Annotated in this window: 25 protein-coding genes; 20 read left to right on the plus strand and 5 right to left on the minus strand. The window is 58.2% G+C overall.

Annotation, left to right across the window (positions count from 1 at the left end):
* The first annotated feature begins 36 nt into the window (after window positions 1–36).
* Window positions 37–771 carry a phosphoadenosine phosphosulfate reductase gene (gene cysH / locus MKR05_RS10455; protein ID WP_004205586.1) on the plus strand — a complete coding sequence of 245 codons (735 nt, stop codon included), beginning with the start codon at window positions 37–39 and terminating at the stop codon, window positions 769–771.
* Between the two features lie 68 nt (window positions 772–839).
* On the opposite strand, the gene MKR05_RS10460 is transcribed toward cysH, so the two are convergent.
* Window positions 840–1886: an aminopeptidase gene (locus MKR05_RS10460; RefSeq protein WP_032453906.1), complete on the minus strand. Its 1047-nt coding sequence runs from the start codon at window positions 1884–1886 to the stop codon at window positions 840–842.
* A 246-nt stretch (window positions 1887–2132) separates the two neighbouring features.
* Between MKR05_RS10460 and cysG the strand changes: the two genes are divergently transcribed.
* The 13 genes from cysG (at window position 2133) to rpoS (ending at window position 13358) form a co-directional block, all read left to right on the plus strand.
* The gene (gene cysG / locus MKR05_RS10465; RefSeq protein WP_284118247.1) at window positions 2133–3539 is read left to right on the plus strand and encodes a siroheme synthase CysG; all 1407 of its coding nucleotides are present in this window, start codon (window positions 2133–2135) and stop codon (window positions 3537–3539) included.
* 9 nt (window positions 3540–3548) lie between these two features.
* Window positions 3549–4457 (plus strand): sulfate adenylyltransferase subunit CysD, encoded by a 909-nt coding sequence (cysD, locus tag MKR05_RS10470; RefSeq protein ID WP_002915160.1) that lies wholly within the window; start codon window positions 3549–3551, stop codon window positions 4455–4457.
* A gap of 9 nt (window positions 4458–4466) precedes the next feature.
* Window positions 4467–5894, plus strand: coding sequence for a sulfate adenylyltransferase subunit CysN (gene cysN / locus MKR05_RS10475; protein ID WP_023290822.1), 1428 nt, complete (start codon window positions 4467–4469; stop codon window positions 5892–5894).
* Window positions 5894–6499 carry an adenylyl-sulfate kinase gene (gene cysC / locus MKR05_RS10480; protein ID WP_002915158.1) on the plus strand — a complete coding sequence of 202 codons (606 nt, stop codon included), beginning with the start codon at window positions 5894–5896 and terminating at the stop codon, window positions 6497–6499. Before cysN ends, cysC begins: the two co-directional genes overlap by 1 nt.
* Before the next feature lie 50 nt (window positions 6500–6549).
* Complete coding sequence (locus MKR05_RS10485) at window positions 6550–6876, plus strand: DUF3561 family protein (RefSeq protein ID WP_004205590.1); 327 nt, start codon at window positions 6550–6552, stop codon at window positions 6874–6876.
* 140 nt (window positions 6877–7016) lie between these two features.
* Window positions 7017–7334, plus strand: a complete 318-nt coding sequence (ftsB, locus tag MKR05_RS10490; RefSeq protein ID WP_002915156.1) for a cell division protein FtsB — start codon at window positions 7017–7019, stop codon at window positions 7332–7334.
* A 19-nt stretch (window positions 7335–7353) separates the two neighbouring features.
* Window positions 7354–8064 (plus strand): 2-C-methyl-D-erythritol 4-phosphate cytidylyltransferase, encoded by a 711-nt coding sequence (gene ispD, locus MKR05_RS10495; RefSeq protein WP_048298131.1) that lies wholly within the window; start codon window positions 7354–7356, stop codon window positions 8062–8064.
* A complete protein-coding gene (gene ispF / locus MKR05_RS10500; RefSeq protein WP_004181093.1) occupies window positions 8064–8543 on the plus strand; it encodes a 2-C-methyl-D-erythritol 2,4-cyclodiphosphate synthase in 480 nt (159 codons plus the stop codon). Before ispD ends, ispF begins: the two co-directional genes overlap by 1 nt.
* Window positions 8540–9589 (plus strand): tRNA pseudouridine(13) synthase TruD, encoded by a 1050-nt coding sequence (truD, locus tag MKR05_RS10505; protein ID WP_048298130.1) that lies wholly within the window; start codon window positions 8540–8542, stop codon window positions 9587–9589. The genes ispF and truD overlap by 4 nt, the downstream gene beginning before the upstream one ends.
* A complete protein-coding gene (gene surE, locus MKR05_RS10510; RefSeq protein WP_004205600.1) occupies window positions 9570–10331 on the plus strand; it encodes a 5'/3'-nucleotidase SurE in 762 nt (253 codons plus the stop codon). The genes truD and surE overlap by 20 nt, the downstream gene beginning before the upstream one ends.
* On the plus strand, window positions 10325–10951 hold the full coding sequence (locus MKR05_RS10515; protein WP_023290820.1) for a protein-L-isoaspartate(D-aspartate) O-methyltransferase: 627 nt from the start codon (window positions 10325–10327) through the stop codon (window positions 10949–10951). Before surE ends, MKR05_RS10515 begins: the two co-directional genes overlap by 7 nt.
* A gap of 125 nt (window positions 10952–11076) precedes the next feature.
* A complete protein-coding gene (gene nlpD / locus MKR05_RS10520; RefSeq protein ID WP_023290819.1) occupies window positions 11077–12207 on the plus strand; it encodes a murein hydrolase activator NlpD in 1131 nt (376 codons plus the stop codon).
* Between the two features lie 158 nt (window positions 12208–12365).
* Window positions 12366–13358: an RNA polymerase sigma factor RpoS gene (gene rpoS / locus MKR05_RS10525; RefSeq protein WP_002915106.1), complete on the plus strand. Its 993-nt coding sequence runs from the start codon at window positions 12366–12368 to the stop codon at window positions 13356–13358.
* A 52-nt stretch (window positions 13359–13410) separates the two neighbouring features.
* Here rpoS and MKR05_RS10530 read toward each other — a convergent pair whose 3' ends face one another.
* Both MKR05_RS10530 and MKR05_RS10535 read right to left on the minus strand, forming a co-directional pair.
* Complete coding sequence (locus MKR05_RS10530) at window positions 13411–13788, minus strand: hypothetical protein (RefSeq protein ID WP_032453902.1); 378 nt, start codon at window positions 13786–13788, stop codon at window positions 13411–13413.
* Entirely contained in the window at window positions 13785–14987 is a 1203-nt protein-coding gene (locus MKR05_RS10535; protein WP_023290817.1) for an MFS transporter, read from the minus strand. Before MKR05_RS10535 ends, MKR05_RS10530 begins: the two co-directional genes overlap by 4 nt.
* A 108-nt stretch (window positions 14988–15095) precedes the next feature.
* Here MKR05_RS10535 and MKR05_RS10540 point away from each other — a divergent pair, with 108 nt between their 5' ends.
* The gene (locus MKR05_RS10540; RefSeq protein ID WP_048298129.1) at window positions 15096–15983 is read left to right on the plus strand and encodes a LysR family transcriptional regulator; all 888 of its coding nucleotides are present in this window, start codon (window positions 15096–15098) and stop codon (window positions 15981–15983) included.
* Between the two features lie 8 nt (window positions 15984–15991).
* On the opposite strand, the gene MKR05_RS10545 is transcribed toward MKR05_RS10540, so the two are convergent.
* Complete coding sequence (locus MKR05_RS10545) at window positions 15992–16399, minus strand: MarR family winged helix-turn-helix transcriptional regulator (protein ID WP_023290815.1); 408 nt, start codon at window positions 16397–16399, stop codon at window positions 15992–15994.
* 172 nt (window positions 16400–16571) lie between these two features.
* On the opposite strand from MKR05_RS10545, the gene MKR05_RS10550 reads away from it, so the two are divergent.
* The 4 genes from MKR05_RS10550 to MKR05_RS10565 all read left to right on the plus strand — a co-directional run bounded on the left by MKR05_RS10550 (window position 16572) and on the right by MKR05_RS10565 (window position 19421).
* Complete coding sequence (locus tag MKR05_RS10550; RefSeq protein WP_048298128.1) at window positions 16572–17165, plus strand: non-oxidative hydroxyarylic acid decarboxylases subunit B; 594 nt, start codon at window positions 16572–16574, stop codon at window positions 17163–17165.
* Window positions 17165–18592, plus strand: a complete 1428-nt coding sequence (locus tag MKR05_RS10555) for a non-oxidative hydroxyarylic acid decarboxylases subunit C (RefSeq protein WP_284118223.1) — start codon at window positions 17165–17167, stop codon at window positions 18590–18592. Before MKR05_RS10550 ends, MKR05_RS10555 begins: the two co-directional genes overlap by 1 nt.
* A gap of 10 nt (window positions 18593–18602) precedes the next feature.
* Complete coding sequence (locus MKR05_RS10560; protein WP_032453899.1) at window positions 18603–18839, plus strand: non-oxidative hydroxyarylic acid decarboxylases subunit D; 237 nt, start codon at window positions 18603–18605, stop codon at window positions 18837–18839.
* A 429-nt stretch (window positions 18840–19268) separates the two neighbouring features.
* Window positions 19269–19421, plus strand: coding sequence for a Hok/Gef family protein (locus MKR05_RS10565; protein ID WP_048298707.1), 153 nt, complete (start codon window positions 19269–19271; stop codon window positions 19419–19421).
* A gap of 119 nt (window positions 19422–19540) precedes the next feature.
* Here MKR05_RS10565 and mutS read toward each other — a convergent pair whose 3' ends face one another.
* The gene (mutS, locus tag MKR05_RS10570; protein ID WP_048298127.1) at window positions 19541–22108 is read right to left on the minus strand and encodes a DNA mismatch repair protein MutS; all 2568 of its coding nucleotides are present in this window, start codon (window positions 22106–22108) and stop codon (window positions 19541–19543) included.
* Window positions 22109–22255: 147 nt separating this feature from the next.
* Here mutS and MKR05_RS10575 point away from each other — a divergent pair, with 147 nt between their 5' ends.
* Window positions 22256–23710, plus strand: a complete 1455-nt coding sequence (locus tag MKR05_RS10575; protein WP_072072807.1) for a tyrosine-type recombinase/integrase — start codon at window positions 22256–22258, stop codon at window positions 23708–23710.
* The last annotated feature ends 5 nt before the right edge of the window (window positions 23711–23715 follow it).

Consider the following 23715-nt stretch of genomic DNA (forward strand, 5'->3'; position numbering starts at 1 on the left):
CAGTGCCGCCCGGCAAAACAGGCAAACGAGGTTCTTATGTCCGTACTCGATCTAAACGCGCTTAATGCATTGCCGAAAGTGGAACGCATTCTGGCACTCGCGGAAACCAACGCCCAACTGGAAAAGCTCGACGCCGAAGGGCGTGTGGCCTGGGCGCTGGAAAACCTGCCGGGAGACTATGTGCTGTCGTCAAGCTTTGGTATTCAGGCGGCGGTGAGTTTGCACCTGGTGAATCAGATCCGCCCGGACATTCCGGTGATCCTCACCGATACCGGTTACCTGTTCCCGGAAACCTACCAGTTTATTGACGAACTGACGGACAAGCTCAAGCTGAACCTGAAGGTCTACCGCGCGGCCGAAAGCGCGGCCTGGCAGGAGGCGCGCTACGGCAAGCTGTGGGAGCAGGGCGTTGAGGGCATTGAGAAATACAATGAGATCAACAAGGTTGAACCGATGAACCGGGCGCTGAAAGAGCTGAACGCGCAGACGTGGTTTGCCGGTCTGCGCCGCGAGCAGTCGGGCAGTCGGGCGACGCTTCCGGTGCTGGCGGTCCAGCGCGGGGTGTTCAAGGTGTTGCCGATTATCGACTGGGATAACCGGACGGTGTATCAGTATCTGCAAAAGCATGGGCTGAAATACCATCCGCTGTGGGATCAGGGGTATCTGTCGGTAGGCGATACCCACACCACCCGCAAATGGGAGCCGGGCATGGCAGAAGAAGAGACCCGGTTCTTCGGGCTTAAACGCGAGTGCGGATTGCACGAGGGTTGATTAGCGCTTCCTGAGGGAATGGTGTGAAAGAGAACACGCGGGTGATGCCGCGTGTTCATTTGCACCCGTCAGCTTTTCTTCTCTACCTTCGCCAGCTCTTTCACCAGCGGCAGCATCACTTTCACGACATCGCGCCCGCGATGCTCGATCCGTCCCGGCAGCGCGTTGTCGATATATTGCTGATTATCCAGCTGAACGTCATGCCAGCTGATTCCCTGCGGGAAGCTGCGCGATTTGCTCCGCTGCTGATAGCCATCTTTCTTGCCTAATGACCAGTTGGTCGCTTCGACCGACAGCACCGGGATCCCCGCGTTGTCGAAGACGCTGGCGTCATTACAACAGCTGGTGCCTTTCGGGTAAGCCGGATTGAGTCCCGGATTAGTGTAGGCGGCGATGCCTTTGCTGCGGGCGATAGCCAGCGCGCGATCGCGGGTCAGCTTGCGCACCGAGGCCGGCGTGCGGCGGCCGCTGTTGAAGTAAAGCTTATCGCCCACCACCAGGTTATCGAGATTGATCACCAGCAGGGTATTTTTCTTTTCCGCCTCGCTCATCCGCTGCAGCAGGTTTTGCGCGCCGAGACGACCTTCCTCTTCGCCGCTGGTGGCGATAAAGCGAATGCCATAGCGGGTGGGGACGTTCTTTAAATGCTCCGCCAGCTCCAGCATCACCCCGAGCCCCATCGCGTTGTCGTCAATTCCCTGCAGCGTCAGGCCGCCGAGGTTGTTTTCGACGTCTTTATCGCTCTGCGGCGCGTAGGTATCGAGGTGCGCCATGATGATGATTTGCTGGCGAGACTGGCCTTCATGGGCGGCGATCACCGTACTGCCGGTGACGTTATGCCAGTTTTTACGCTGGTTGCTGTCGGTATAGATGTAGCGGGTATTGAAGCTCCGCACGTCGCTCTGATAGCCCATCCGGGCGAACTGCTGACGCAGATAGTCAGCTGAGAGCATTTCCGGGGGCGTTCCGGTCATTCGTCCCGGGAAGACGGTGGCGATATGGCGAGCCTGACTACTGGCGGTGTCGCCCAGCGCGCTGAATGCGGGGGCGGCGGCGAAAACAAAACCGGTGCCGAGCGCCAGCGGAAGCAGACGGCGGCACAACGCGGAAAACATAAGGGGTCCTTACACGAACGAGACAATTTGACGCGTACAGTATGAAACTGTGACCGCGGTTAAACAATTTCAATTGCTCTTAAATAGCGGAAAAATAGCGTGTTAAGCACTTTTTGATATTTAGATTTCCACCGCGTTATTCCTTTGTGTCACAACTCATTCCATTTCGTAATTTCATTTGCTCTAAGGCGCACCCTATAGTCGCAGTATCGCTGATTGTAAGAGAGTTGTTACCCCGTGGATTACTTGCCCCTTTTTGCCGAACTGAAACAAAGGCCCGTGCTGGTGATCGGCGGCGGTGAGATTGCTGAACGCAAGATCAAGTTTCTGCTGCGCGCCCAGGCGCAGGTGCAGGTGGTCGCCGGGACGCTGTCTCCGGCGCTGGCCGATCTGGCGGCGCGCCAGGCGCTTAGCTGGCGGGCGACGGAATTTAGCGACGCTCTGGTGGATGATGTCTTTCTGGTGATTGCCGCCACGGAGGACGAGGCGCTTAACCAGCGGGTGTTTGCGGCGGCAAACGCGCGCTACCGGCTGGTCAACGTAGTGGATAACCAGGCGCTCTGCTCGTTTGTCTTCCCTTCTATCGTCGACCGTTCGCCGCTGCTGGTGGCGATCTCCTCCAGCGGGAAAGCGCCGGTGCTGTCGCGTATTCTGCGCGAAAAAATCGAAGCGCTGCTGCCGACGAACCTCGGGCGTCTGGCGGAATCGGCGAGCTACTGGCGCAATCATCTGAAAACCCGTCTGACGACCACCGAAGCGCGTCGCCGCTTTTGGGAGCGGGTCTTTACCGGCCGCTTCGCCAGCCTGATGGTGGCGGGCAACGCTGCGGAGGCGGAAAAAGCGCTGCAGGATGAGCTGGATAAGCCTGAACGCGAAATAGGTGAAATTATTCTGGTGGGGGCCGGACCGGGCGATGCCGGGCTGCTGACCCTGCGTGGCCTGCAGGCGATCCAGCAGGCGGACGTGGTTTTCCACGACCATCTGGTGACCCAGCCGGTTCTCGAACTGGTGCGCCGCGATGCCGAGCTGGTTTGCGTCGGTAAGCGCGCCGGCGAGCACTCGGTGCCGCAGCATGAAACCAATCAGCTGCTGGTGGAGGCGGCGAAGGCGGGGAAAACCGTCGTGCGTCTGAAGGGCGGGGATCCGTTTATTTTTGGCCGCGGCGCAGAAGAGCTGCAGGCTGCCGCCGCCGCGGGCATCCCGTTCCAGGTGGTGCCTGGCGTCACTGCCGCCGCCGGCGCGACGGCCTACGCCGGTATTCCACTGACCCATCGCGATTATGCGCAAAGCGCCGTCTTTGTCACCGGGCACTATAAGCCGGACAGCGCTCCCTTCGACTGGGCGCTGCTGGCGAAGAGCCAACAGACGTTGGCCATTTACATGGGCACCATGAAGGCGGCGGAAATCAGTGCCCAGCTGATCGCCCACGGTCGCGACAGCAATACGCCGGTAGCGGTGATTTCCCGCGGTACCCGCGACGATCAGCAGACGATAACCGGCACATTGCAACAACTCGAACACCTGGCGAAAGACGCCCCGATGCCCGCCCTGCTGGTGGTCGGCGAAGTGGTGCAGCTGCATCAGCAGCTCGCCTGGTTTCAACATACATCATCCGCCGAGGGGTTTAACTCTTCGGTGGTCAATCTGGCTTAAGGAACGGTTATGGACCAAAAACGACTCACTCACCTGCGGCAACTGGAGGCGGAAAGCATCCATATTATTCGTGAGGTGGCCGCCGAATTTTCTAACCCGGTGATGATGTACTCCATCGGGAAAGATTCCAGCGTAATGCTGCATCTGGCGCGCAAAGCGTTTTATCCGGGAACCCTGCCGTTCCCGCTGCTGCACGTCGATACCGGCTGGAAATTCCGTGAGATGTATGAGTTCCGCGACCGTACCGCCAAAGCCTATGGCTGCGAGCTGCTGGTGCATAAAAACCCGGAAGGGGTGGCGATGGGCATCAACCCGTTCGTCCACGGCAGCGCCAAACATACCGATATCATGAAAACCGAAGGGCTGAAGCAGGCGCTGAACAAATACGGCTTTGACGCCGCATTCGGCGGCGCGCGGCGTGATGAGGAAAAATCCCGCGCCAAAGAGCGCATCTACTCCTTCCGCGACCGCTTCCACCGCTGGGACCCGAAAAACCAGCGTCCGGAGCTGTGGCACAACTACAACGGCCAGATTAACAAAGGCGAAAGCATCCGCGTCTTCCCGCTCTCCAACTGGACCGAGCTGGATATCTGGCAGTACATCTATCTGGAAAACATCGAAATCGTGCCGCTGTATCTGGCCGCTGAGCGCCCGGTGCTGGAGCGCGACGGCATGCTGATGATGATCGACGACGACCGTATCGATCTGCAGCCGGGCGAAGTGATTGAAAAACGGATGGTGCGTTTCCGTACCCTCGGCTGCTGGCCGCTGACCGGCGCGGTGGAGTCTGAAGCGCAGACGCTGCCGGAAATTATTGAAGAGATGCTGGTATCCACCACCAGCGAACGTCAGGGGCGCGTCATCGATCGCGACCAGGCCGGCTCGATGGAGCTGAAGAAACGTCAGGGTTATTTCTAAGGAGCCGCCATGAACACGACCATTGCCCAACAAATTGCCAATGAAGGCGGCGTAGAAGCTTATCTGCACGCGCAACAGCACAAAAGCCTGCTGCGTTTTCTGACCTGCGGCAGCGTCGATGACGGTAAAAGCACCCTGATTGGCCGTCTGCTGCACGATACCCGCCAGATCTATGAAGATCAGCTCTCTTCGCTGCACAACGACAGCAAGCGTCACGGCACCCAGGGTGAAAAACTGGACCTGGCGCTGCTGGTGGATGGTCTGCAGGCCGAGCGCGAGCAGGGCATCACCATCGACGTGGCCTATCGCTACTTCTCGACGGAAAAACGCAAATTTATCATCGCCGACACCCCGGGGCACGAGCAGTACACCCGCAATATGGCCACCGGCGCGTCCACCTGCGATCTGGCGATCCTGCTGATCGACGCGCGTAAAGGCGTGCTCGACCAGACCCGCCGTCACAGCTTTATCTCCACCCTGCTGGGCATTAAACACCTGGTGGTGGCGGTCAACAAAATGGATCTCGTCGAGTTTAGCGAAGCGCGCTTCAACGAGATCCGTGAAGCTTACCTGACTTTTGCTGAGCAGCTGCCGGGCAACCTCGATATTCGCTTTGTGCCGCTGTCGGCGCTGGAGGGCGATAATGTCGCCAGCCAGAGCGCGAACATGCCGTGGTACAGCGGCCCGACTCTGCTGGAAGTCCTCGAAACGGTGGAGATCCAACGGGTAGTGGAGAGCCAACCGCTGCGCTTCCCGGTGCAGTATGTTAACCGTCCGAACCTCGATTTCCGCGGCTTCTCCGGTACGGTCGCCTCCGGTACCGTGCAGGTCGGCCAGCGTCTGAAGGTGCTGCCGTCGGGCGTCGAGTCGAGCGTGGCGCGTATCGTCACCTTCGACGGCGATCTGCAGGAAGCCGCCGCCGGGGAAGCCATTACCATTGTGCTGAAAGATGAAATCGACATCAGCCGCGGCGACCTGCTGGTTGACGCGCAAGCCACGCTGCCGGCGGTGCAAAGCGCCAGCATCGACGTGGTGTGGATGGCCGAGCAGGCGTTGACCCCGGGGCAGAGCTACGACATCAAAATCGCCGGTAAGAAGACCCGCGCCCGCGTGGATGCTATCCGTTACCAGGTAGATATTAACAACCTGACCCAGCGTGAAGTCGAGTCTCTGCCGCTGAACGGCATCGGGCTGGTGGAGCTGACCTTTGACGAACCTTTAGTGCTGGATCCCTATCAGCAAAACCCAGTGACCGGCGGGCTTATCTTTATCGATCGTCTGACCAACGTCACCGTCGGCGCCGGGATGGTCAACGAGCCGCACCTGCAGGCGCCGACGTCGGCATCGCAGTACAGCGCTTTCGAGCTGGAACTGAACCAGCTGATCCGCAAACACTTCCCGCACTGGGACGCCCGCGACCTGCTGGGAGGCAAATAATGGCCCAGCATGACGAAAACGTCGTCTGGCATGCCCATCCTGTGACCCAGCAGCAGCGGGAACAGCATCACGGCCATCGCGGCGTGGTGCTGTGGTTTACCGGCCTTTCGGGGTCGGGTAAATCTACCGTCGCCGGGGCGCTGGAGGAAGCCTTGCATGAGCGCGGCGTCAGCACCTATCTGCTGGACGGCGATAACGTACGTCATGGCTTGTGCAGCGACCTGGGATTCAGTGATGAGGATCGCAAAGAGAACATTCGCCGCGTCGGTGAAGTGGCCAGGCTGATGGTCGATGCCGGACTGGTTGTATTGACGGCATTTATATCTCCGCACCGCGCGGAGCGACAGATGGTGCGCGAGCGCCTGGGGGAGGGACGCTTTATCGAAGTGTTCGTCGATACCCCGCTGGCCATCTGCGAGGCGCGGGATCCGAAAGGATTGTATAAGAAGGCGCGGGCAGGGGAATTACGCAATTTCACCGGTATAGACTCGGTCTATGAGGCACCGGAAAAGGCGGAAATTCATCTGGATGGTGAACAATTGGTAACAAATTTGGTGCACCAACTATTAGACCTGCTGCAACAGAGCGATATTATCAGATCCTGAAACGGCAGCGGCATCGAGGGGTGCCGGTTGCCCGGTCTACAGGATTCGATATGCGCAATACCCAGAACCTCAGTATTATTCGTTCAGAACCGCCTCCGGCGACCGGCGACGAGACCACCTGGTCTTTGTCAGGCGCTGCCGTGGGCTTTATTTCATGGCTGCTGGCGCTGGGTATTCCCTTCCTTCTCTATGGCAGTAATACACTTTTCTTCCTCCTCTACACCTGGCCATTCTTCCTTGCGTTGATGCCGGTGGCGGTGGTGGTCGGTATTGCGCTGCACTCTCTGCTCAATGGCAAACTGCTCTATAGCGCCAGCGCGACCATCCTGACCGTCGGGCTGATGTTTGCGCTCCTCTTCCTCTGGCTGTTGGGATAACCCGTTTCTGGTATGAATCAAGCATGGGTATCAGCAGCAAAAATATGGTACAGTCCCCGCGTTACGCGGCATCGTCCGCGCGCCCCGGTAGCGTACCCGGGCGAGTTTTGGGATGATGATGCCGTTTTTCAGGGGGCAGGATGGGTAAACTAACGCTGCTATTATTAGCTTTGCTGGTCTGGCTACAGTATTCGCTGTGGTTCGGTAAAAACGGCCTGCATGACTACACGCGGGTTAACGACGACGTCACCGCCCAGCAGGCGACTAACGCCAAATTAAAAGCACGCAACGATCAGCTGTTTGCCGAAATTGACGACCTCAACGGCGGTCAGGAAGCGATCGAGGAGCGTGCGCGCAATGAACTCAGCATGACCCGCCCGGGCGAAACCTTCTATCGTCTGGTACCGGATGCGTCTAAACGCAACCAGGCATCGGGGCAACAGCAGAACAATCGATAACCAGGCCCAGGATTACAACATGGCAGCCACTTTTCCGGGCATTTGCGCCGTGGTGCCGGCAGCCGGTTTCGGCCGCCGCATGCAAACGGAATGCCCGAAACAATATCTCTCAATCGGTAACAAAACGATTCTCGAACATGCGGTCGCCGCGCTGCTGGCGGATCCGCGCGTCCAGCGCGTGGTGATTGCCGTCAGCCCCGGCGATCGGCGCTTCAGGCAGCTGCCGCTGGCCCAGCACCCGCAAATTACCGTCGTGGATGGCGGCGCCGAGCGCGCCGATTCGGTGCTCGCCGGCCTGCAGGCGTTGCCGGAGGCGCAGTGGGTGCTGGTGCATGACGCCGCGCGCCCCTGCCTGCATCAGGATGACCTCAGCCGCCTGCTGGCACTCTGTGAAACCAGCCGCGTCGGCGGGATCCTCGCAGCGCCGGTGCGCGACACCATGAAGCGCGCCGAGCCGGGCAAAACCGCCGTCGCCCATACCGTCGATCGTAATGACCTGTGGCACGCGCTCACCCCGCAATTTTTCCCTCGCGATCTGCTGGTGGATTGCCTCACCCGGGCGCTGAACGAGGGGGCCACCATCACCGATGAAGCCTCGGCGCTGGAGTACTGCGGCTTCCATCCGCAGCTGGTCGCCGGACGCGCTGATAATATTAAAGTGACGCGCCCGGAAGATCTGGCGCTGGCGGAATTTTACCTCACCCGTTCCCGACACCAGGAGAAAGCTTAATGCGAATTGGACATGGTTTTGACGTACACGCTTTTGGCGGTGAAGGCCCAATCATCATTGGCGGGGTACGCATTCCTTATGAAAAAGGGCTGCTGGCCCACTCCGACGGCGACGTCGCGCTGCATGCGCTGACCGATGCGCTGCTGGGCGCCGCGGCGCTCGGCGATATTGGCAAGCTGTTCCCGGATACCGATCCGGCGTTTAAAGGCGCCGACAGCCGCGAACTGTTGCGCGAAGCGTGGCGCCGCATTCAGGCCAAAGGCTATACGCTCGGCAACGTCGACGTCACCATTATCGCCCAGGCGCCGAAAATGCTACCGCATATCCCGCAGATGCGCGTTTTTATCGCTGAAGATCTCGGCTGCCATATGGACGACGTCAACGTGAAAGCGACCACCACCGAGAAGCTGGGCTTCACCGGCCGCGGGGAAGGGATCGCCTGCGAAGCGGTCGCGCTGCTGCGTAAGGCCGACAAATGATCGCCTTTGACCAACTGACCTGGCTGCACGGCAAGCCGCAGAGCAGCGGGCTGCTGAAAGCCAATCCGGAAGATTTCCTGGTGGTTGAAGACCTGGGCTTCGCCCCGGACGGCGAAGGCGAGCACGTGCTGGTGCGGATCCTCAAAAACGGCTGCAATACACGCTTTGTCGCCGATGCGCTGGCGAAATTCCTCAAAATCCATGCCCGTGAAGTGAGCTTCGCCGGGCAAAAAGATAAGCACGCCGTCACCGAGCAGTGGCTGTGCGCCCGGGTGCCCGGCAAAGAGATGCCGGATCTGAGCAAATTTCAGCTCGAGGGCTGCCAGGTACTGGAATATGCCCGCCATAAGCGTAAGCTGCGATTAGGCGCGCTGAAGGGCAACCAGTTTACCCTGATCCTGCGCGAGGTAAGCGATCGCCAGGAGGTGGAGACGCGTCTGCAGGCCATCGCTGAACGGGGCGTGCCGAACTATTTCGGCGCTCAGCGCTTTGGCAACGGCGGCAGCAATCTGCAGGGCGCGCTGCGCTGGGCGGAGAGCGGCGCGCCAGTGCGCGATCGCAATAAGCGCAGTTTTTGGTTGTCGGCGGCCCGCAGCGCGTTGTTTAATCAGCAAGTCAGTATTAGATTAAAAAAAACGGAATTTAATCAGGTTGTTGATGGCGATGCGCTACAATTAGCGGGGCGTGGGAGCTGGTTTGTCGTCACACCGGAAGAACTCGAGGTTTCGCAGGCGCGGGTGCATAACCGCGAACTGATGATCACGGCTGCGCTGCCGGGCAGCGGCGACTGGGGAAGCCAGCGCGACGCTCTGGCCGCCGAGCAGGCCGCCATCGCCGAGGAAACCTTGCTGCAGACACTGCTGGTGCGGGAGAAAGTCGAGGCGGCGCGCCGGGCGATGCTCCTCTATCCGCAGCAGCTGAGCTGGAACTGGTGGGATGATGTAACCGTTGAACTGCGTTTCTGGCTGCCGGCGGGCAGCTTCGCCACCAGCGTGGTCAGGGAGCTTATCAATACAACGGGTGACTATGCGAATATTGCTGAGTAACGATGACGGGATCCATGCGCCGGGGATACAGACCCTGGCGAAGGCCTTAAGGGAGTTTGCCGAGGTCCAGGTGGTTGCACCCGATCGTAACCGCAGCGGGGCTTCGAATTCGCTGACGCTGGAATCGTCACTGCGCACCTTTACCTATGAAAATGGCGATATCGCCGTCCAGATGGGGACGCCGACGGACTGCGTCTACCTTGGCGTGAACGCGCTGATGCGCCCGCGTCCGGACATCGTCGTTTCCGGAATCAACGCCGGGCCCAACCTGGGCGATGACGTCATTTACTCCGGCACCGTGGCGGCGGCGATGGAAGGCCGCCATCTGGGGTTCCCCGCGCTGGCCGTGTCGCTCAATGGCTATCAACACTACGACACCGCCGCAGCGGTGACCTGCACTCTCCTGCGCGGACTCAGCCGTGAACCGCTGCGCACCGGGCGGATCCTCAACGTCAATGTCCCGGACCTGCCCCTTGACCAGATCAAAGGTATCCGCGTGACCCGCTGCGGCAATCGCCATCCTGCCGACCAGGTGATCCCGCAAAAGGATCCGCGCGGCAATACCCTTTACTGGATTGGCCCGCCGGGCGATAAGCGCGACGCCGGGCCGGGCACCGATTTTGCGGCAGTGGATGAAGGCTATGTTTCCGTTACGCCATTGCACGTCGATTTAACCGCCCATCAGGCGCATGAGGTGGTCACCGATTGGCTGGAACGTGTCGGGGTTGACAGGCAATGGTAAGTAAACGTGTTGAAAGTTTGTTGAATCAACTGCGCACGCAGGGCATCGTCGATGAACGTGTCCTCGAGGCGATCGCGCGCGTCCCGCGCGAAAAATTTGTTGATGAAGCCTTTGAACATAAAGCGTGGGAAAACACCGCGCTGCCGATTGGCCAGGGGCAAACCATCTCCCAGCCGTACATGGTGGCGCGGATGACCGAGCTGCTGGCGCTGACGCCGGAGTCGCGGGTGCTGGAGATCGGCACCGGTTCCGGTTACCAGACCGCCATCCTGGCGCACCTGGTGCATCACGTTTGCTCGGTAGAGCGAATTAAGAGTTTACAGTGGCAGGCGCGTCGTCGCCTGAAACAACTTGATTTACATAATGTTTCAACCCGTCATGGCGATGGGTGGCAAGGTTGGCAGGCGCGGGCGCCGTTTGATGCCATTATTGTGACGGCGGCGCCGCCGGAAATACCGACCGCGCTGCTGGCGCAGCTGGATGACGACGGCGTGCTGGTACTGCCGGTCGGCGAGGAGCATCAGTTTCTCAAACGGATCCGTCGCCGGGGCAACGAATTTATCATTGATACCGTCGAGGCCGTTCGCTTTGTTCCCCTGGTGAAAGGGGAGCTGGCCTGAGACCCGGATTATTCCAGGTTTTTTTTGCCTGACTTTAGGCGTAGGGTGGACACATTTTTCAGTGTCCTGGCCGGGCGTCGCCCGGTAAGCAAGATATTGGCAGTTAACATATTCCTGGGGGATAAATGAGCGCGGGAAGCACCAAATTTACCGTCAGCCGTATTGCGGCTCTTTCACTGGTTTCACTCTGGCTGGCCGGATGTACCAACACCAATAATCCGCCTGCGCCGGTGAGCTCTGCCGGCGGTGCCGCCTCTTCCAGCACCAATTCCGGCATGTTGATTACGCCGCCATCCTCCGGCGTCCAGTCTGCTCCTCAGGCGCAGCCGATCCAGCCGGTGCAGACCCAGACCATTCAGCCGCAGCCAATGGCGCAGGAACCGGTGCAGACGGTGAATGGCAAGATCGTTTACAACCGCAAATATGGCGATATTCCGAAAGGTAGCTATACCGGCGGCAGTACCTATACGGTCAAACGCGGCGACACCCTGTTCTATATCGCCTGGGTCACCGGCAACGATTTCCGTGACCTGGCGCAACGCAACAATGTCCCGGCCCCGTACGCCCTGAACGTCGGTCAGGTGCTGCAGGTCGGCAACGCTTCAGGCCAGCCGATCACCGGTGAAAACGCCGTTTCTCAGGCCAGCGCAAGGGCGAGCGGCGGTGCGACGGCCACCACAACTTCTGCACAAAAATCGACCGCGGTGGTTGCTTCACAACCGACTATTACGTATTCTGAATCCTCAGGTGAACAAAGTGCTACCAAGATGTTGCCTAATAATAAACCAGCGACCACGACCTCGACGGTTGTCGCGCCGGTGACGGCACCTACAACGGTGAGCACAACCCAGCCGACTGCAAGCAGTACGTCAACCAGTTCGCCGATCTCATCATGGCGCTGGCCGACTGATGGCAAAGTTATCGAGAACTTTAGTGGCGCGGAAGGCGGCAATAAAGGTATCGACATTGCAGGCAGTAAGGGACAGGCTATTGTCGCGACCGCCGATGGGCGCGTCGTCTATGCCGGTAACGCACTGCGCGGCTACGGTAATCTTATTATCATCAAACATAACGATGATTACCTGAGTGCCTACGCTCATAACGATACCATGCTGGTTCGGGAGCAACAGGAAGTCAAAGCGGGGCAGAAAATCGCTACCATGGGTAGCACCGGAACCAGCTCAACAAGATTACATTTTGAAATTCGTTACAAGGGGAAATCCGTCAACCCGCTGCAGTACTTACCGCAGCGATAATTTGGCAAAGTACGGATAAGCGAAGCATTAGCTAACAGGCGCCAGGGCGGTGTCTATGCGCCTCTCGCTGAGAGGAGTAGGGGAAATCGTCCTGGCGTCTTTTGTTGATGCGCCGTGGAAGGTGCTTTGCTCAGGGATCACGGGTAGGAGCCACCTTTATGAGTCAGAATACGCTGAAAGTTCATGATTTAAATGAAGACGCGGAATTTGATGAGAACGGAATTGAGGTTTTCGACGAGAAGGCCTTAGTAGAAGAGGAACCCAGTGATAGCGATCTGGCTGAGGAAGAGCTGCTGTCGCAAGGCGCAACGCAACGCGTGCTTGACGCCACTCAGCTTTATCTTGGAGAGATTGGTTATTCCCCACTGCTGACCGCGGAAGAGGAAGTCTATTTCGCGCGTCGCGCACTGCGTGGTGATGTCGCTTCACGCCGTCGCATGATTGAAAGCAACCTGCGTCTGGTGGTGAAGATTGCCCGTCGTTACAGCAATCGTGGTCTGGCGCTGCTGGATCTGATTGAAGAAGGTAACCTCGGCCTGATCCGCGCCGTTGAGAAGTTTGACCCGGAACGTGGGTTCCGTTTTTCGACCTATGCGACCTGGTGGATCCGCCAGACTATTGAACGGGCGATCATGAACCAAACCCGTACGATCCGTTTGCCGATCCACATTGTCAAAGAGCTGAACGTCTATCTGCGTACCGCGCGCGAGTTGTCCCACAAGCTGGACCACGAGCCGAGCGCGGAAGAGATTGCCGAACAGCTGGACAAACCGGTCGATGACGTCAGCCGTATGCTGCGTCTGAACGAGCGCATCACCTCGGTGGATACCCCGCTGGGTGGCGATTCAGAAAAAGCGCTGCTGGATATTCTGGCCGATGAGAAAGAGAACGGCCCGGAAGACACCACGCAGGACGATGATATGAAACAAAGCATCGTTAAATGGCTGTTCGAACTGAACGCCAAGCAGCGTGAGGTTCTGGCGCGTCGTTTCGGTCTGCTGGGTTATGAAGCCGCCACCCTGGAAGATGTGGGCCGTGAAATTGGCCTCACTCGCGAGCGTGTGCGTCAGATCCAGGTGGAAGGTCTGCGTCGCCTGCGGGAAATTCTGCAGGGGCAAGGACTGAATATCGAAGCGCTCTTCCGCGAATAAGATCTTTTCTCTCAAAAAGGCCCCCTCGAAAGACGGGGCCTTTTTCTTTGCGCTAGCCGAGGCGGGTTTCCTGCAGATGGCGCCAGACAATTTTCCCTTCCGCTTGCTGAAAAATCGCCGTCGACCAGCGTACGTTCTCACTGCCATCAGCCAGCGTTTGGCGTTCACGGTACAGCACGGCGGCGCCGTCGTGCCACTCGCTGATGATTTTCGCCTGATCCACCACAATGTGTAATTCCGGACGGCTTGCGCCCGCCTGGTGGAAAAAACGGCTCACCGTCGGGTAGTCCATCTTCTCGCCGCTCAGAGGGATCATGGTGAATTCGGCGGCAAAACGGCTCATCAGCGCCTCAGCGCTTCCTTCCCCGTGGCTTAACCAGCGTTCGATAAGGACATGGGCGTCGACGACTTCCTGCAGATAAGGGTTCATGACTTCTCCAGAGTAGTGTGCAGGCGATGGATAATCGCCCGATTATTCAGCCGCAGGCAAAACAGCAGCGGCAACAGGGTTATGGCGGCGGCGCAGCTAAACGCGCCCTGCCAGGCGTAGGCCGGCGGGAATACCCTCAACAGCAGGGCGAGCAGCGCGCTGCCGGCAAAGAAGCTGAGCTGGCGGTTAAGGTTCCACAGCGCGCTGGCGTCAGGCATCTCTTCGCCAGGCGTATGCAGGAAAGCGCTGCTTTGCGCGGTGCTGCTGCATAAGCTGCCTCCGCCGCCCATCAGTGTAAAGGCCAGAATCAACAGCGCCAGCGGGCTGTGTGCATCGACCTGCAGCAGCAGCAGGATCCCCGCCGCCTGTAGCAGGCAGCCGACCATCACCAGCGGCCGCGGCCCGAAGCGGTTGAAATACCTGCCGGTAAAGGTGATGGCGGCAAATGAGGCCAGCGACCACGGCACCATCAGGGCGCCAGTGGCCCCCGGCGCCATCCCGGTGACGCGTTGCAGGTAGAACATTCCCACCACGTTGACGGCAATAAACATCCCCGGTACGCAGAGATAGATCAGCATGGCGAAGCGCAGGAGAGGATCGGCCAGCAATGACAGCGGGAGAAAGCGGGTCGGCCGGACGGGAGCGGGGCTGTTGTTTAGCCATCGCGCCGCCAGCATAAAGGTAAGCAGGGCGACAGGCAGGCTGGCGAAAAAGACCCAGCGCCAGCTGAACGCCTGGACGAGCAGACCCCCGATCGCCGGCGAGCAGGCGGGCGCCAGCAGGCCGACCAGCATCACCGCCGCCGACAGCTTCGCCCGCTCCTGCGGCTGAAACAGCGGCCACGTCAGCGCCTGGCCGAGGGGGATTAACAGCCCGCCGCCCATCCCCTGCAGCGTACGCCAGAAAATCAGCTCACCCAGGCTATGGGCCAGCCCCGATGCCAGCGCGCCGAGGCTGAACAGCCCCAGCGAGAGTAAAAACAGCCGTTTTGGCCCACAGCGCTGGCTGAGCCAGGCGCTGAACGGTACGACGGCCGTCAGGCCAAGAATATAGGCATTGCTGACCCACGCCAGCTGCGAGACGGACACCGCCAGCTCGTGGCTGATAGCCGGGAAGGCAATGCTGGCGATAAACATATTGATTAGGTCGAGAAAAAAGCCGAACAGAAAAACGGTGGCAACGCGGTGGCGATAGGTCATGATTCACTCCCTCAGACAGGCGGCTACTGTAAACCCGGCGCCGCGGGGGATAAACGGGGCGAATCGGGATATACTGTCTGAATATTTTTGACAATCATCCGGACGACGATGCTAAACCTTCAGCGCGTGACCATGTTTATCGCCGTGGTGGACGCCGGCAGCTTTACCCAGGCCGCCGCGGCGCTGGGGCAGACCAAGGCGGTGGTCAGCTTTAACGTACGGCAACTGGAAAATGAGCTGGGGGTGACGCTGCTGCTGCGCTCGACGCGCCGTCTGCGGCTCACTGACGCCGGGGCGCTGTTCTATCAGCGTGGGGTGGCGCTGCTCAAAGCGGCGGAAAATCTGCAGGATGAGGTCCGGGCCAGCCATAGCGGTTTAAGCGGAGAGCTGCGGATCACCACCACGCCGGAGTATGGCGCGCAGGTCATCATCCCGGCGCTGGCGGCGTTTTCCCGTCATCATCCGGCGCTACGGGTGCGGCACGTCTCGTCCTCCCATCATGCGGATCTTATCTCCGAACGATTTGACGTGGCGATACGCCTCGGTATGCTGGCCGATTCCCGCTATCGGGCGACGCGGATAGCCAGTTTCGCGATCCTGCCCGTCGCCTCCCCGGCCTGGCTGGCGAGCCATCCGGTGCTGACGCTGTCCGATCTGGCGCAAGCTGACTGGATTATTCACGAGCGTCTGCCGGCCCCGCTGCGCTGGCAGCTGCGAACGGATGAACAGGCAGAGGTGGATTTTACGATAGTCAACGCGCCACGGTTTTCAGCCGACAGCGCCACGGCGCTGATGAGCTTTGCTCTGGCCGGATGCGGCATCGCTTTGCTGCCAGCCTGGCTGGTGGCCGGTAAACTGGCGCAGCGGGAGCTGGTGGCTGTCCTGCCGGAATACCATTTCCCGCCGCAGGGAGTGTATGCCCTTTATCCCGATGCGCAGCATATGCCTACCCGGGTGCGGACGTTTATCGACTTCCTGCGCGAGCAGCTCGGCTAGGCGCTTGCTCAGGGAACCATCATTTTACGCACCAGCCGGGAGAACTGTTCGCGTTCATCATCGCTCAGGCGGCCAAGAAACTCGTCATCGACCTCATTGCCTTGCGGAATGGAACGGTTAAGCAGCGCCTCGCCTTCGTCGGTCAGATAGACAAAACGGCGGCGTTTATCGGCCGGATCGTGCTCCCGGCGCACCAGGCCGCGCGCTTCCATCCGGCTGAGCATCTCCGCCAGCGTGGCCTTCGTACTGACCGCCGCTTCAATCAGCACCACCTGTTCGATACCCGGTTGCTCCGCAACCGAGCGCATCACCGCATACTGAGGCTTAGTCAGGTCCGGTAACGCCTGCTGCCAGCGGGCGGTATGTTGTTGAAAAAGCTGGCGCAGCAGGTGGAATGCTTCGTTTCGTAACTCCATGGATACTCCGTAACAAAACTGTCACCTCTATGATAGCCGTTCGTACGCCTTTTTATACCTTTTCCCTGTTTGATTAAAAATGCGAACGTATACGAACGATCTTGTCATTCGGCTCAGGAGAGGGTAATTTAAGCATAAAGTTCGTGTACGAACAAATTGAATGAGGTCTGGAATGAAACTGATTGTTGGGATGACAGGGGCCACCGGGGCTCCGCTTGGGGTGGCATTACTGCAGGCGCTGCGCGATATGCCGGGGGTGGAAACCCATCTGGTGATGTCGAAGTGGGCCAAAACCACCATCGAGCTGGAAACGCCCTGGACGGCACGGGAAGTGGCCGCGCTGGCGGACTTTTCCCACAGCCCGGCCGACCAGGCCGCCACCATCTCATCAGGTTCATTTCGTACCGACGGCATGATCGTGATTCCCTGCAGTATGAAAACGCTGGCAGGCATTCGCGCAGGCTATGCCGAGGGGCTGGTGGGGCGTGCGGCGGACGTGGTGCTTAAAGAGGGGCGCAAGCTGGTGCTGGTCCCGCGGGAAATGCCGCTCAGCACGATCCATCTCGAGAACATGCTGGCGCTGTCCCGTATGGGCGTGGCGATGGTGCCGCCGATGCCGGCTTACTATAACCACCCGGAGACGGTTGACGATATCACCAACCACATTGTGACCCGGGTGCTGGATCAGTTTGGCCTCGACTATCACAAAGCGCGCCGCTGGAACGGCTTGCGCACGGCAGAACAATTAGCACAGGAGATCGAATAATGGCTTTTGATGATTTGCGCAGCTTTTTGCAGGCGCTGGATGACCAGGGACAACTGCTGAAAATCAGTGAGGAGGTGAACGCTGAGCCAGACCTGGCGGCGGCAGCCAATGCCACCGGACGCATCGGCGACGGCGCCCCGGCGCTGTGGTTCGATAATATTCGCGGCTTTACCGATGCCCGGGTGACGATGAACACCATCGGCTCGTGGCAGAACCATGCCATCTCGCTGGGCCTGCCGCCCAACACGCCGGTGAAAAAGCAGATTGATGAATTCATCCGCCGTTGGGATAACTTCCCGGTGACGCCAGAGCGCCGCGCCAACCCGGCATGGGCGGAAAACACCGTGGATGGCGATGATATCAACCTGTTCGATATTCTGCCGCTGTTCCGCCTCAACGATGGCGACGGCGGGTTCTACCTCGACAAAGCCTGTGTCGTTTCGCGCGATCCGCTTGACCCTGACAACTTCGGTAAGCAAAACGTCGGTATCTACCGTATGGAAGTGAAAGGCAAGCGCAAGCTCGGCCTGCAGCCGGTGCCGATGCACGATATCGCCCTGCATCTGCATAAAGCGGAAGAGCGCGGGGAAGACCTGCCGATCGCCATTACCCTCGGTAACGACCCGATTATCACCCTGATGGGCGCCACGCCGCTGAAATACGATCAGTCAGAATATGAAATGGCCGGCGCGATGCGCGAGAGCCCGTATCCCATTGCCACCGCGCCGCTGACCGGCTTTGACGTGCCCTGGGGTTCGGAAGTGATCCTCGAAGGGGTGATTGAAGGCCGTAAGCGTGAGATAGAGGGGCCGTTCGGTGAGTTTACCGGCCACTACTCCGGCGGTCGTAACATGACGGTAGTGCGCATCGACAAAGTCTCGTATCGCAGCAAACCGATTTTTGAATCGCTCTATCTCGGTATGCCGTGGACCGAAATCGACTATCTGATGGGCCCGGCCACCTGCGTGCCGCTGTATCAGCAGCTGAAGGCAGAGTTCCCGGAAGTGCAGGCGGTCAACGCTATGTACACCCACGGTCTGCTGGCGATTATCTCCACCAAAAAACGCTACGGCGGTTTTGCCCGCGCGGTGGGTTTGCGGGCGATGACCACTCCCCACGGCCTTGGGTATGTGAAGATGGTGATCATGGTTGATGAAGACGTCGACCCGTTCAACCTGCCGCAGGTGATGTGGGCGCTCTCCTCGAAGGTTAACCCGGCGGGAGACCTGGTGCAGTTGCCGAACATGTCGGTCCTTGAACTTGACCCAGGCTCCAGCCCGGCGGGCATCACCGACAAGCTAATTATCGACGCCACCACCCCGGTTGCGCCGGACCTTCGCGGCCACTACAGCCAGCCGGTGCAGGATCTGCCGGAAACCAAAGCCTGGGCTGAAAAACTGACCGCTATGCTGGCCAACCGTAAGTAAGGAGAAGAAGATGATTTGTCCACGTTGCGCCGATGAAAAGATTGACGTCATGGCGAAATCGCCGGTGAAAGGAGTCTGGACCGTGTATCAGTGCCAGCACTGTCTGTATACCTGGCGGGATACCGAGCCGCTGCGCCGCACCAGCCGTGAGCACTATCCTGAAGCGTTCCGGATGACGCAGAAAGATATTGATGAAGCGCCGCAGGTGCCGCACGTCCCGCCGCTATTGTCGGAAGATAAGCGTTAATGAAAAGAGCCCGCTAAGGGCTTATCCTGTTAAGGTTATTTTACCTGCCATTTTAAAATTGGGTCTGCGCAAACTGCCTGCGACCATCACGCCGACTGGGATAATCTCTCCGTCGGCTTTTTTATATTTCGCAAAATGATAAAAGTTATTTACTCATTAAATCCAGAAATTATGTAAAGGGGTAATATAATGGGGCGACTTTGCGAGTCGGCTTCCAGATTAATATAAAATCCGTCTGATTAATTCCTTGCAGATAAATTTCACGCCATGACGAGTATAGAATAGCGGCGGGTGCTTGAGGCTGTCTGGCCTTGAGCAAGACCAGGCCCCAGACAGACGAAAGCCCCAGGAGATATTTCTATCAACTGAGGCTGACGGATGAACCTGAACAATTCAGATGTTAGTCTCTTCTTTGCAGGGAGGCAAGACATGCTAACAAAATATGCCCTTGTGGCAATCGTCGTACTGTGTATTACGGTACTGGGATTTACGCTTTTGGTGCGCAGCTCGCTGTGCGAACTCAATATTAAAGAGCGTAGTATGGAGTTTAAAGCTGTTCTCGCTTACGAATCGAAGAAATAGCATCCGCGCGGGGGAAACCCCGCGTATTGGTTGTCAGGACGCATCCTCTCGCACCCATTTTGCATTTGTTAAAACGGCAGCACCGCAGGGCGCTGCCGTTTTTTCACGTTAAAAGAGACCTACACCAGGCTCTTCAGGCGATAGATCCACTCCAGCGCCTGACGCGGGGTCAGGGAGTCCGGATCAAGATTCTCCAGCGCCTCAACCGCAGGCGAGGTCTCTTCCGGAGCGGTGAGCAGCGACATCTGCGTGCCGTCGACCTGGGTCGCCGCCGCGTTGGGCGAGATACTCTCCAGCTCGCGCAGTTTCTGCCGCGCGCGCTTGATCACCTCTTTCGGCACCCCGGCCAGCGCGGCGACCGCCAGGCCGTAGCTCTTGCTGGCCGCGCCATCCTGCACGCTGTGCATAAAGGCGATGGTGTCGCCATGCTCCAGCGCGTCGAGATGGACGTTGGCGACGCCTTCCATTTTCTCCGGCAGCTGAGTGAGCTCGAAGTAGTGGGTGGCGAACAGCGTCAGCGCCTTGATTTTGTTGGCCAGATTTTCCGCACAGGCCCATGCCAGCGACAGACCGTCGTAGGTGGACGTGCCGCGGCCAATCTCATCCATCAGCACCAGGCTGTGTTCGGTGGCGTTGTGCAGGATATTGGCGGTTTCAGTCATCTCCACCATAAAGGTCGAGCGGCCGCTGGCCAGGTCATCCGCCGCGCCGACGCGGGTAAAGATGCGATCGATGGGGCCTATCTCCACCTTCTGCGCCGGGACGTAGCTGCCGATATAGGCCAGCAGCGCAATCAGCGCGGTCTGGCGCATATAGGTACTTTTACCGCCCATGTTCGGCCCGGTGATGATCAGCATCCGCCGCTGCGGCGCCAGCTGCAGCGGGTTGGCGATAAACGGCTCTTTCAGCACCTGCTCGACCACCGGATGGCGGCCTTCGCTGATGCGAATGCCCGGCTTATCGCTAAAGGTCGGGCAGCAGTAGTTGAGGGTTTCCGCGCGTTCCGCCAGGTTGACCAGCACGTCCAGCTCGGCCAGCGCGCTGGCGCTCGCCTGCAGGTCGGCAAGGTGCGGCAGCAGCAGGTCGAACAGTTCGTCATAAAGCTGCTTTTCCAGCGCCAGCGCTTTGCCCTTGGAGGTCAGCACCTTATCTTCGTATTCCTTCAGCTCAGGAATAATATAGCGTTCGGCGTTTTTCAGCGTCTGGCGACGCACGTAGTGGATCGGCGCGAGGTGGCTCTGGCCGCGGCTGATCTGGATGTAGTAGCCGTGGACGGCGTTGTAGCCGACCTTCAGGGTGTCGAGGCCCAGCCGCTCGCGCTCGCGGATCTCCAGCTTATCGAGATAATCGGTGGCGCCATCGGCCAGCGCCCGCCACTCGTCCAGCTCTTCGCTGTAGCCTGGAGCGATGACCCCGCCGTCGCGGACCAGCACCGGCGGGGCGTCGATCACCGCGCGCTCCAGCAGTTCGCGCAGTTCACTAAACTCGCCCATTTTTTCGCGCAATTTTTGCACCGGCTGACTGTCAACGTCAGCCAGCTGCTCGCGCAGCAGGGGCAACTGCTGCAGGGCATGACGCATGCGGGCTAAATCGCGTGGACGGGCGGTACGCAGCGCCAGACGCGCCAGAATACGTTCCAAATCACCAACCTGGCGCAGCACCGGCTGCAGCTCGGTATAGCGCTCCTGCAGCGCGCCGATGGTCTGCTGGCGCTCCACCAGCACGGCGGTATCGCGGACCGGCATATGCAGCCAGCGCTTGAGCATCCGGCTGCCCATCGGCGTCACCGTACAGTCGAGTACCGAGGCCAGAGTGTTATCGGTGCCGCCGGCGAGATTCTGGGTGATCTCGAGGTTACGGCGGGTGGCGGCATCCATAATGATGCTGTCCTGCTGGCGCTCCATGGTGATGGAGCGAATATGCGGCAGCGAGGTGCGCTGGGTGTCTTTGACATACTGCAGCAGGCAGCCGGCGGCGCACAGGCCGCGGGGGGCGTTTTCCACGCCGAAGCCGACCAGATCGCGGGTGCCGAACTGCAGGTTAAGCTGCTGGCGCGCGGTGTCGATTTCAAATTCCCACAGCGGGCGACGGCGCAGACCGCGGCGGCCTTCGATCAGCGACGATTCGGCAAAATCTTCCGCGTACAGCAGCTCCGCCGGATTAGTACGCTGCAGCTCTGCCGCCATGGTTTCGCGGTCGGCCGGTTCGCTCAGGCGGAAGCGGCCGGAGCTGATGTCCAGCGTCGCGTAGCCAAAGCCTTTGCTGTCCTGCCAGATGGCGGCCAGCAGGTTGTCCTGACGCTCCTGCAGCAGCGCTTCATCGCTGATGGTGCCCGGCGTGACGATACGCACCACTTTACGCTCGACCGGCCCTTTGGTGGTGGCCGGGTCGCCTATCTGCTCGCAAATAGCTACCGACTCGCCCTGATTAACCAGTTTCGCAAGATAGTTTTCCACCGCGTGGTGGGGGATGCCGGCCATGGGAATGGGTTCGCCCGCGGAGGCGCCGCGTTTGGTCAGCGAGATATCGAGCAGCTGCGACGCGCGTTTCGCATCGTCATAAAACAGCTCGTAAAAATCCCCCATCCGGTAAAACAGCAGAATGTCAGGATGTTGCGCCTTCAGCTTGAGATACTGCTGCATCATCGGCGTATGGCTAGAGAAGTCCTTATCAAATGATTCATTCATGTTGATTTTGCTCGTTTTTTAAGTCTTTTGGGTACTCAGGTGGCCCCATGTGAAACCCTTAAAAACCCATGTGAACCGATTAATTTGTATACCATATGTATTCTAGTTAGTATCTGATATACACACTTGAACTGCTGGTATACATTGATGAAAATGACACTCAATCAGTCGATTATAATCAATAAGTTATCAATCGACGTCAAACCAAGTCTCGATCCGCAAGGCAGAGTAGTCTACTTACCCAATCCAGAGCGAAAAGCGTATCTTATCACTGACAGCCATCGTGATTCACCCGTTGGTTTTGGTGTCAAAATCAGTGCCACGAAAAAGACCTACTTCATCCAGCGGCGTGTGTCATCAGCAGAAAACAGGCCTTCTACGGGTGGTAGGGCACCTCAAGAGGTTATCAGGTCTACTATTGGTAATGTCTCTGATTTTGCCAGCATTGAACAGGCACGCGATGTAGCCCGCAATTTTGTGCAAACGATGAAGTTGACCAAAAGGAATCCTAATGCAGTGAGGCGGGAGGCCGATGCTTCAGAACTCACTATCAGCGAAGTCTTTGCTCAATACAGAAATCATTTGATGGGTAGATCTAAACCAGCGAAACCCAACACACTTAATGTGCTGAGCAAAGCAGAAAACAGGCTTTCTGAATGGTCAGGACTTCGAGTGAAGGATTTAACAGGCAATGAAATTCTTCGCAAGTTTGATGAAATCGCAAGTAGAGCAAGGACGGCCGCAGAGCAAACATTCCGCTGGGCTAACGTTGCTGTAAAACACGCAATCGAGATTGAAGCAGGGAATGCTCAGACCCAGCAACGACAACCCTCTTTGTCCTACAATCCATTCTCTATCTTGAAAGTTCAGAAGAAGTTCAGGACTCGATCAGAACTGGAAGACAGCTACAAAGCAAAAGGTGTCAGAAATCCGCTTTCTCCAAAAGATACTCTTGGACGATTTTTAACAGCATTACATAACAAGAGAAGCTTCAACCGTCTTGGCTGTGATTACCTTCTGCTGACTATCCTTCTTGGTGCTCGTAAGGAAGAAACAGCTTCTCTGTGCTGGCGAGAGTCTCTTACAAATGAAGAAGCTAAAACGACAAGCTATGTAGATCTTGAAAATCGGCTCATTCGATTCTACGACACTAAGAATCGAAACGATCATGAGCTTCCAATCTGTGATGCTGTGAAACGCATCCTTGAAGACAGGCACGATATCGTATTTGATGCGGAAACTCGTCCAGAGAGGCGGAAATGGGTTTTTCCCGCACGTTCGACCAGAAGTAAGGTTGGCCATTATTCGGATAGCAAAAGTTTACGTGAATACCTTTGCGTAGAAGCAGATATCGTCAAGCTTGGTATGCATGATCTGCGTCGAACGTTTGGTCGTGTTGCAGAAGAACTTACTTCTTATGCTGTTGTTAAGCGATTACTAAATCACCGAAACACTACTGATCCAACTGAAAGATATGCTACACCTGACCAAGATCGAGTATTTGAAGCTCTGCAACGCATTGAGTTGCACATGTTGATGGCTGCGCCTAAGTTATACAATGTGCTTTTAGCCTCAGCCAAATATCCACCATTGCCAGAATAAAACAG

It is taken from the genome of Klebsiella sp. K5-204, assembly GCF_030128585.1.
Lineage (GTDB): Bacteria > Pseudomonadota > Gammaproteobacteria > Enterobacterales > Enterobacteriaceae > Klebsiella > Klebsiella quasipneumoniae.

Coding starts and splice junctions, on each gene's coding strand:
- cysH (WP_004205586.1), top strand. CDS start 37: ATGTCCGTACTCGATCTAAACGCGCTTAATGCATTGCCGAAAGTGGAA.
- MKR05_RS10460 (WP_032453906.1), bottom strand. CDS start 1,886: ATGTTTTCCGCGTTGTGCCGCCGTCTGCTTCCGCTGGCGCTCGGCACC.
- cysD (WP_002915160.1), top strand. CDS start 3,549: ATGGACCAAAAACGACTCACTCACCTGCGGCAACTGGAGGCGGAAAGC.
- cysN (WP_023290822.1), top strand. CDS start 4,467: ATGAACACGACCATTGCCCAACAAATTGCCAATGAAGGCGGCGTAGAA.
- cysC (WP_002915158.1), top strand. CDS start 5,894: ATGGCCCAGCATGACGAAAACGTCGTCTGGCATGCCCATCCTGTGACC.
- MKR05_RS10485 (WP_004205590.1), top strand. CDS start 6,550: ATGCGCAATACCCAGAACCTCAGTATTATTCGTTCAGAACCGCCTCCG.
- ftsB (WP_002915156.1), top strand. CDS start 7,017: ATGGGTAAACTAACGCTGCTATTATTAGCTTTGCTGGTCTGGCTACAG.
- ispD (WP_048298131.1), top strand. CDS start 7,354: ATGGCAGCCACTTTTCCGGGCATTTGCGCCGTGGTGCCGGCAGCCGGT.
- ispF (WP_004181093.1), top strand. CDS start 8,064: ATGCGAATTGGACATGGTTTTGACGTACACGCTTTTGGCGGTGAAGGC.
- truD (WP_048298130.1), top strand. CDS start 8,540: ATGATCGCCTTTGACCAACTGACCTGGCTGCACGGCAAGCCGCAGAGC.
- surE (WP_004205600.1), top strand. CDS start 9,570: ATGCGAATATTGCTGAGTAACGATGACGGGATCCATGCGCCGGGGATA.
- MKR05_RS10515 (WP_023290820.1), top strand. CDS start 10,325: ATGGTAAGTAAACGTGTTGAAAGTTTGTTGAATCAACTGCGCACGCAG.
- nlpD (WP_023290819.1), top strand. CDS start 11,077: ATGAGCGCGGGAAGCACCAAATTTACCGTCAGCCGTATTGCGGCTCTT.
- rpoS (WP_002915106.1), top strand. CDS start 12,366: ATGAGTCAGAATACGCTGAAAGTTCATGATTTAAATGAAGACGCGGAA.
- MKR05_RS10530 (WP_032453902.1), bottom strand. CDS start 13,788: ATGAACCCTTATCTGCAGGAAGTCGTCGACGCCCATGTCCTTATCGAA.
- MKR05_RS10535 (WP_023290817.1), bottom strand. CDS start 14,987: ATGACCTATCGCCACCGCGTTGCCACCGTTTTTCTGTTCGGCTTTTTT.
- MKR05_RS10540 (WP_048298129.1), top strand. CDS start 15,096: ATGCTAAACCTTCAGCGCGTGACCATGTTTATCGCCGTGGTGGACGCC.
- MKR05_RS10545 (WP_023290815.1), bottom strand. CDS start 16,399: ATGGAGTTACGAAACGAAGCATTCCACCTGCTGCGCCAGCTTTTTCAA.
- MKR05_RS10550 (WP_048298128.1), top strand. CDS start 16,572: ATGAAACTGATTGTTGGGATGACAGGGGCCACCGGGGCTCCGCTTGGG.
- MKR05_RS10555 (WP_284118223.1), top strand. CDS start 17,165: ATGGCTTTTGATGATTTGCGCAGCTTTTTGCAGGCGCTGGATGACCAG.
- MKR05_RS10560 (WP_032453899.1), top strand. CDS start 18,603: ATGATTTGTCCACGTTGCGCCGATGAAAAGATTGACGTCATGGCGAAA.
- MKR05_RS10565 (WP_048298707.1), top strand. CDS start 19,269: ATGCTAACAAAATATGCCCTTGTGGCAATCGTCGTACTGTGTATTACG.
- mutS (WP_048298127.1), bottom strand. CDS start 22,108: ATGAATGAATCATTTGATAAGGACTTCTCTAGCCATACGCCGATGATG.
- MKR05_RS10575 (WP_072072807.1), top strand. CDS start 22,256: ATGAAAATGACACTCAATCAGTCGATTATAATCAATAAGTTATCAATC.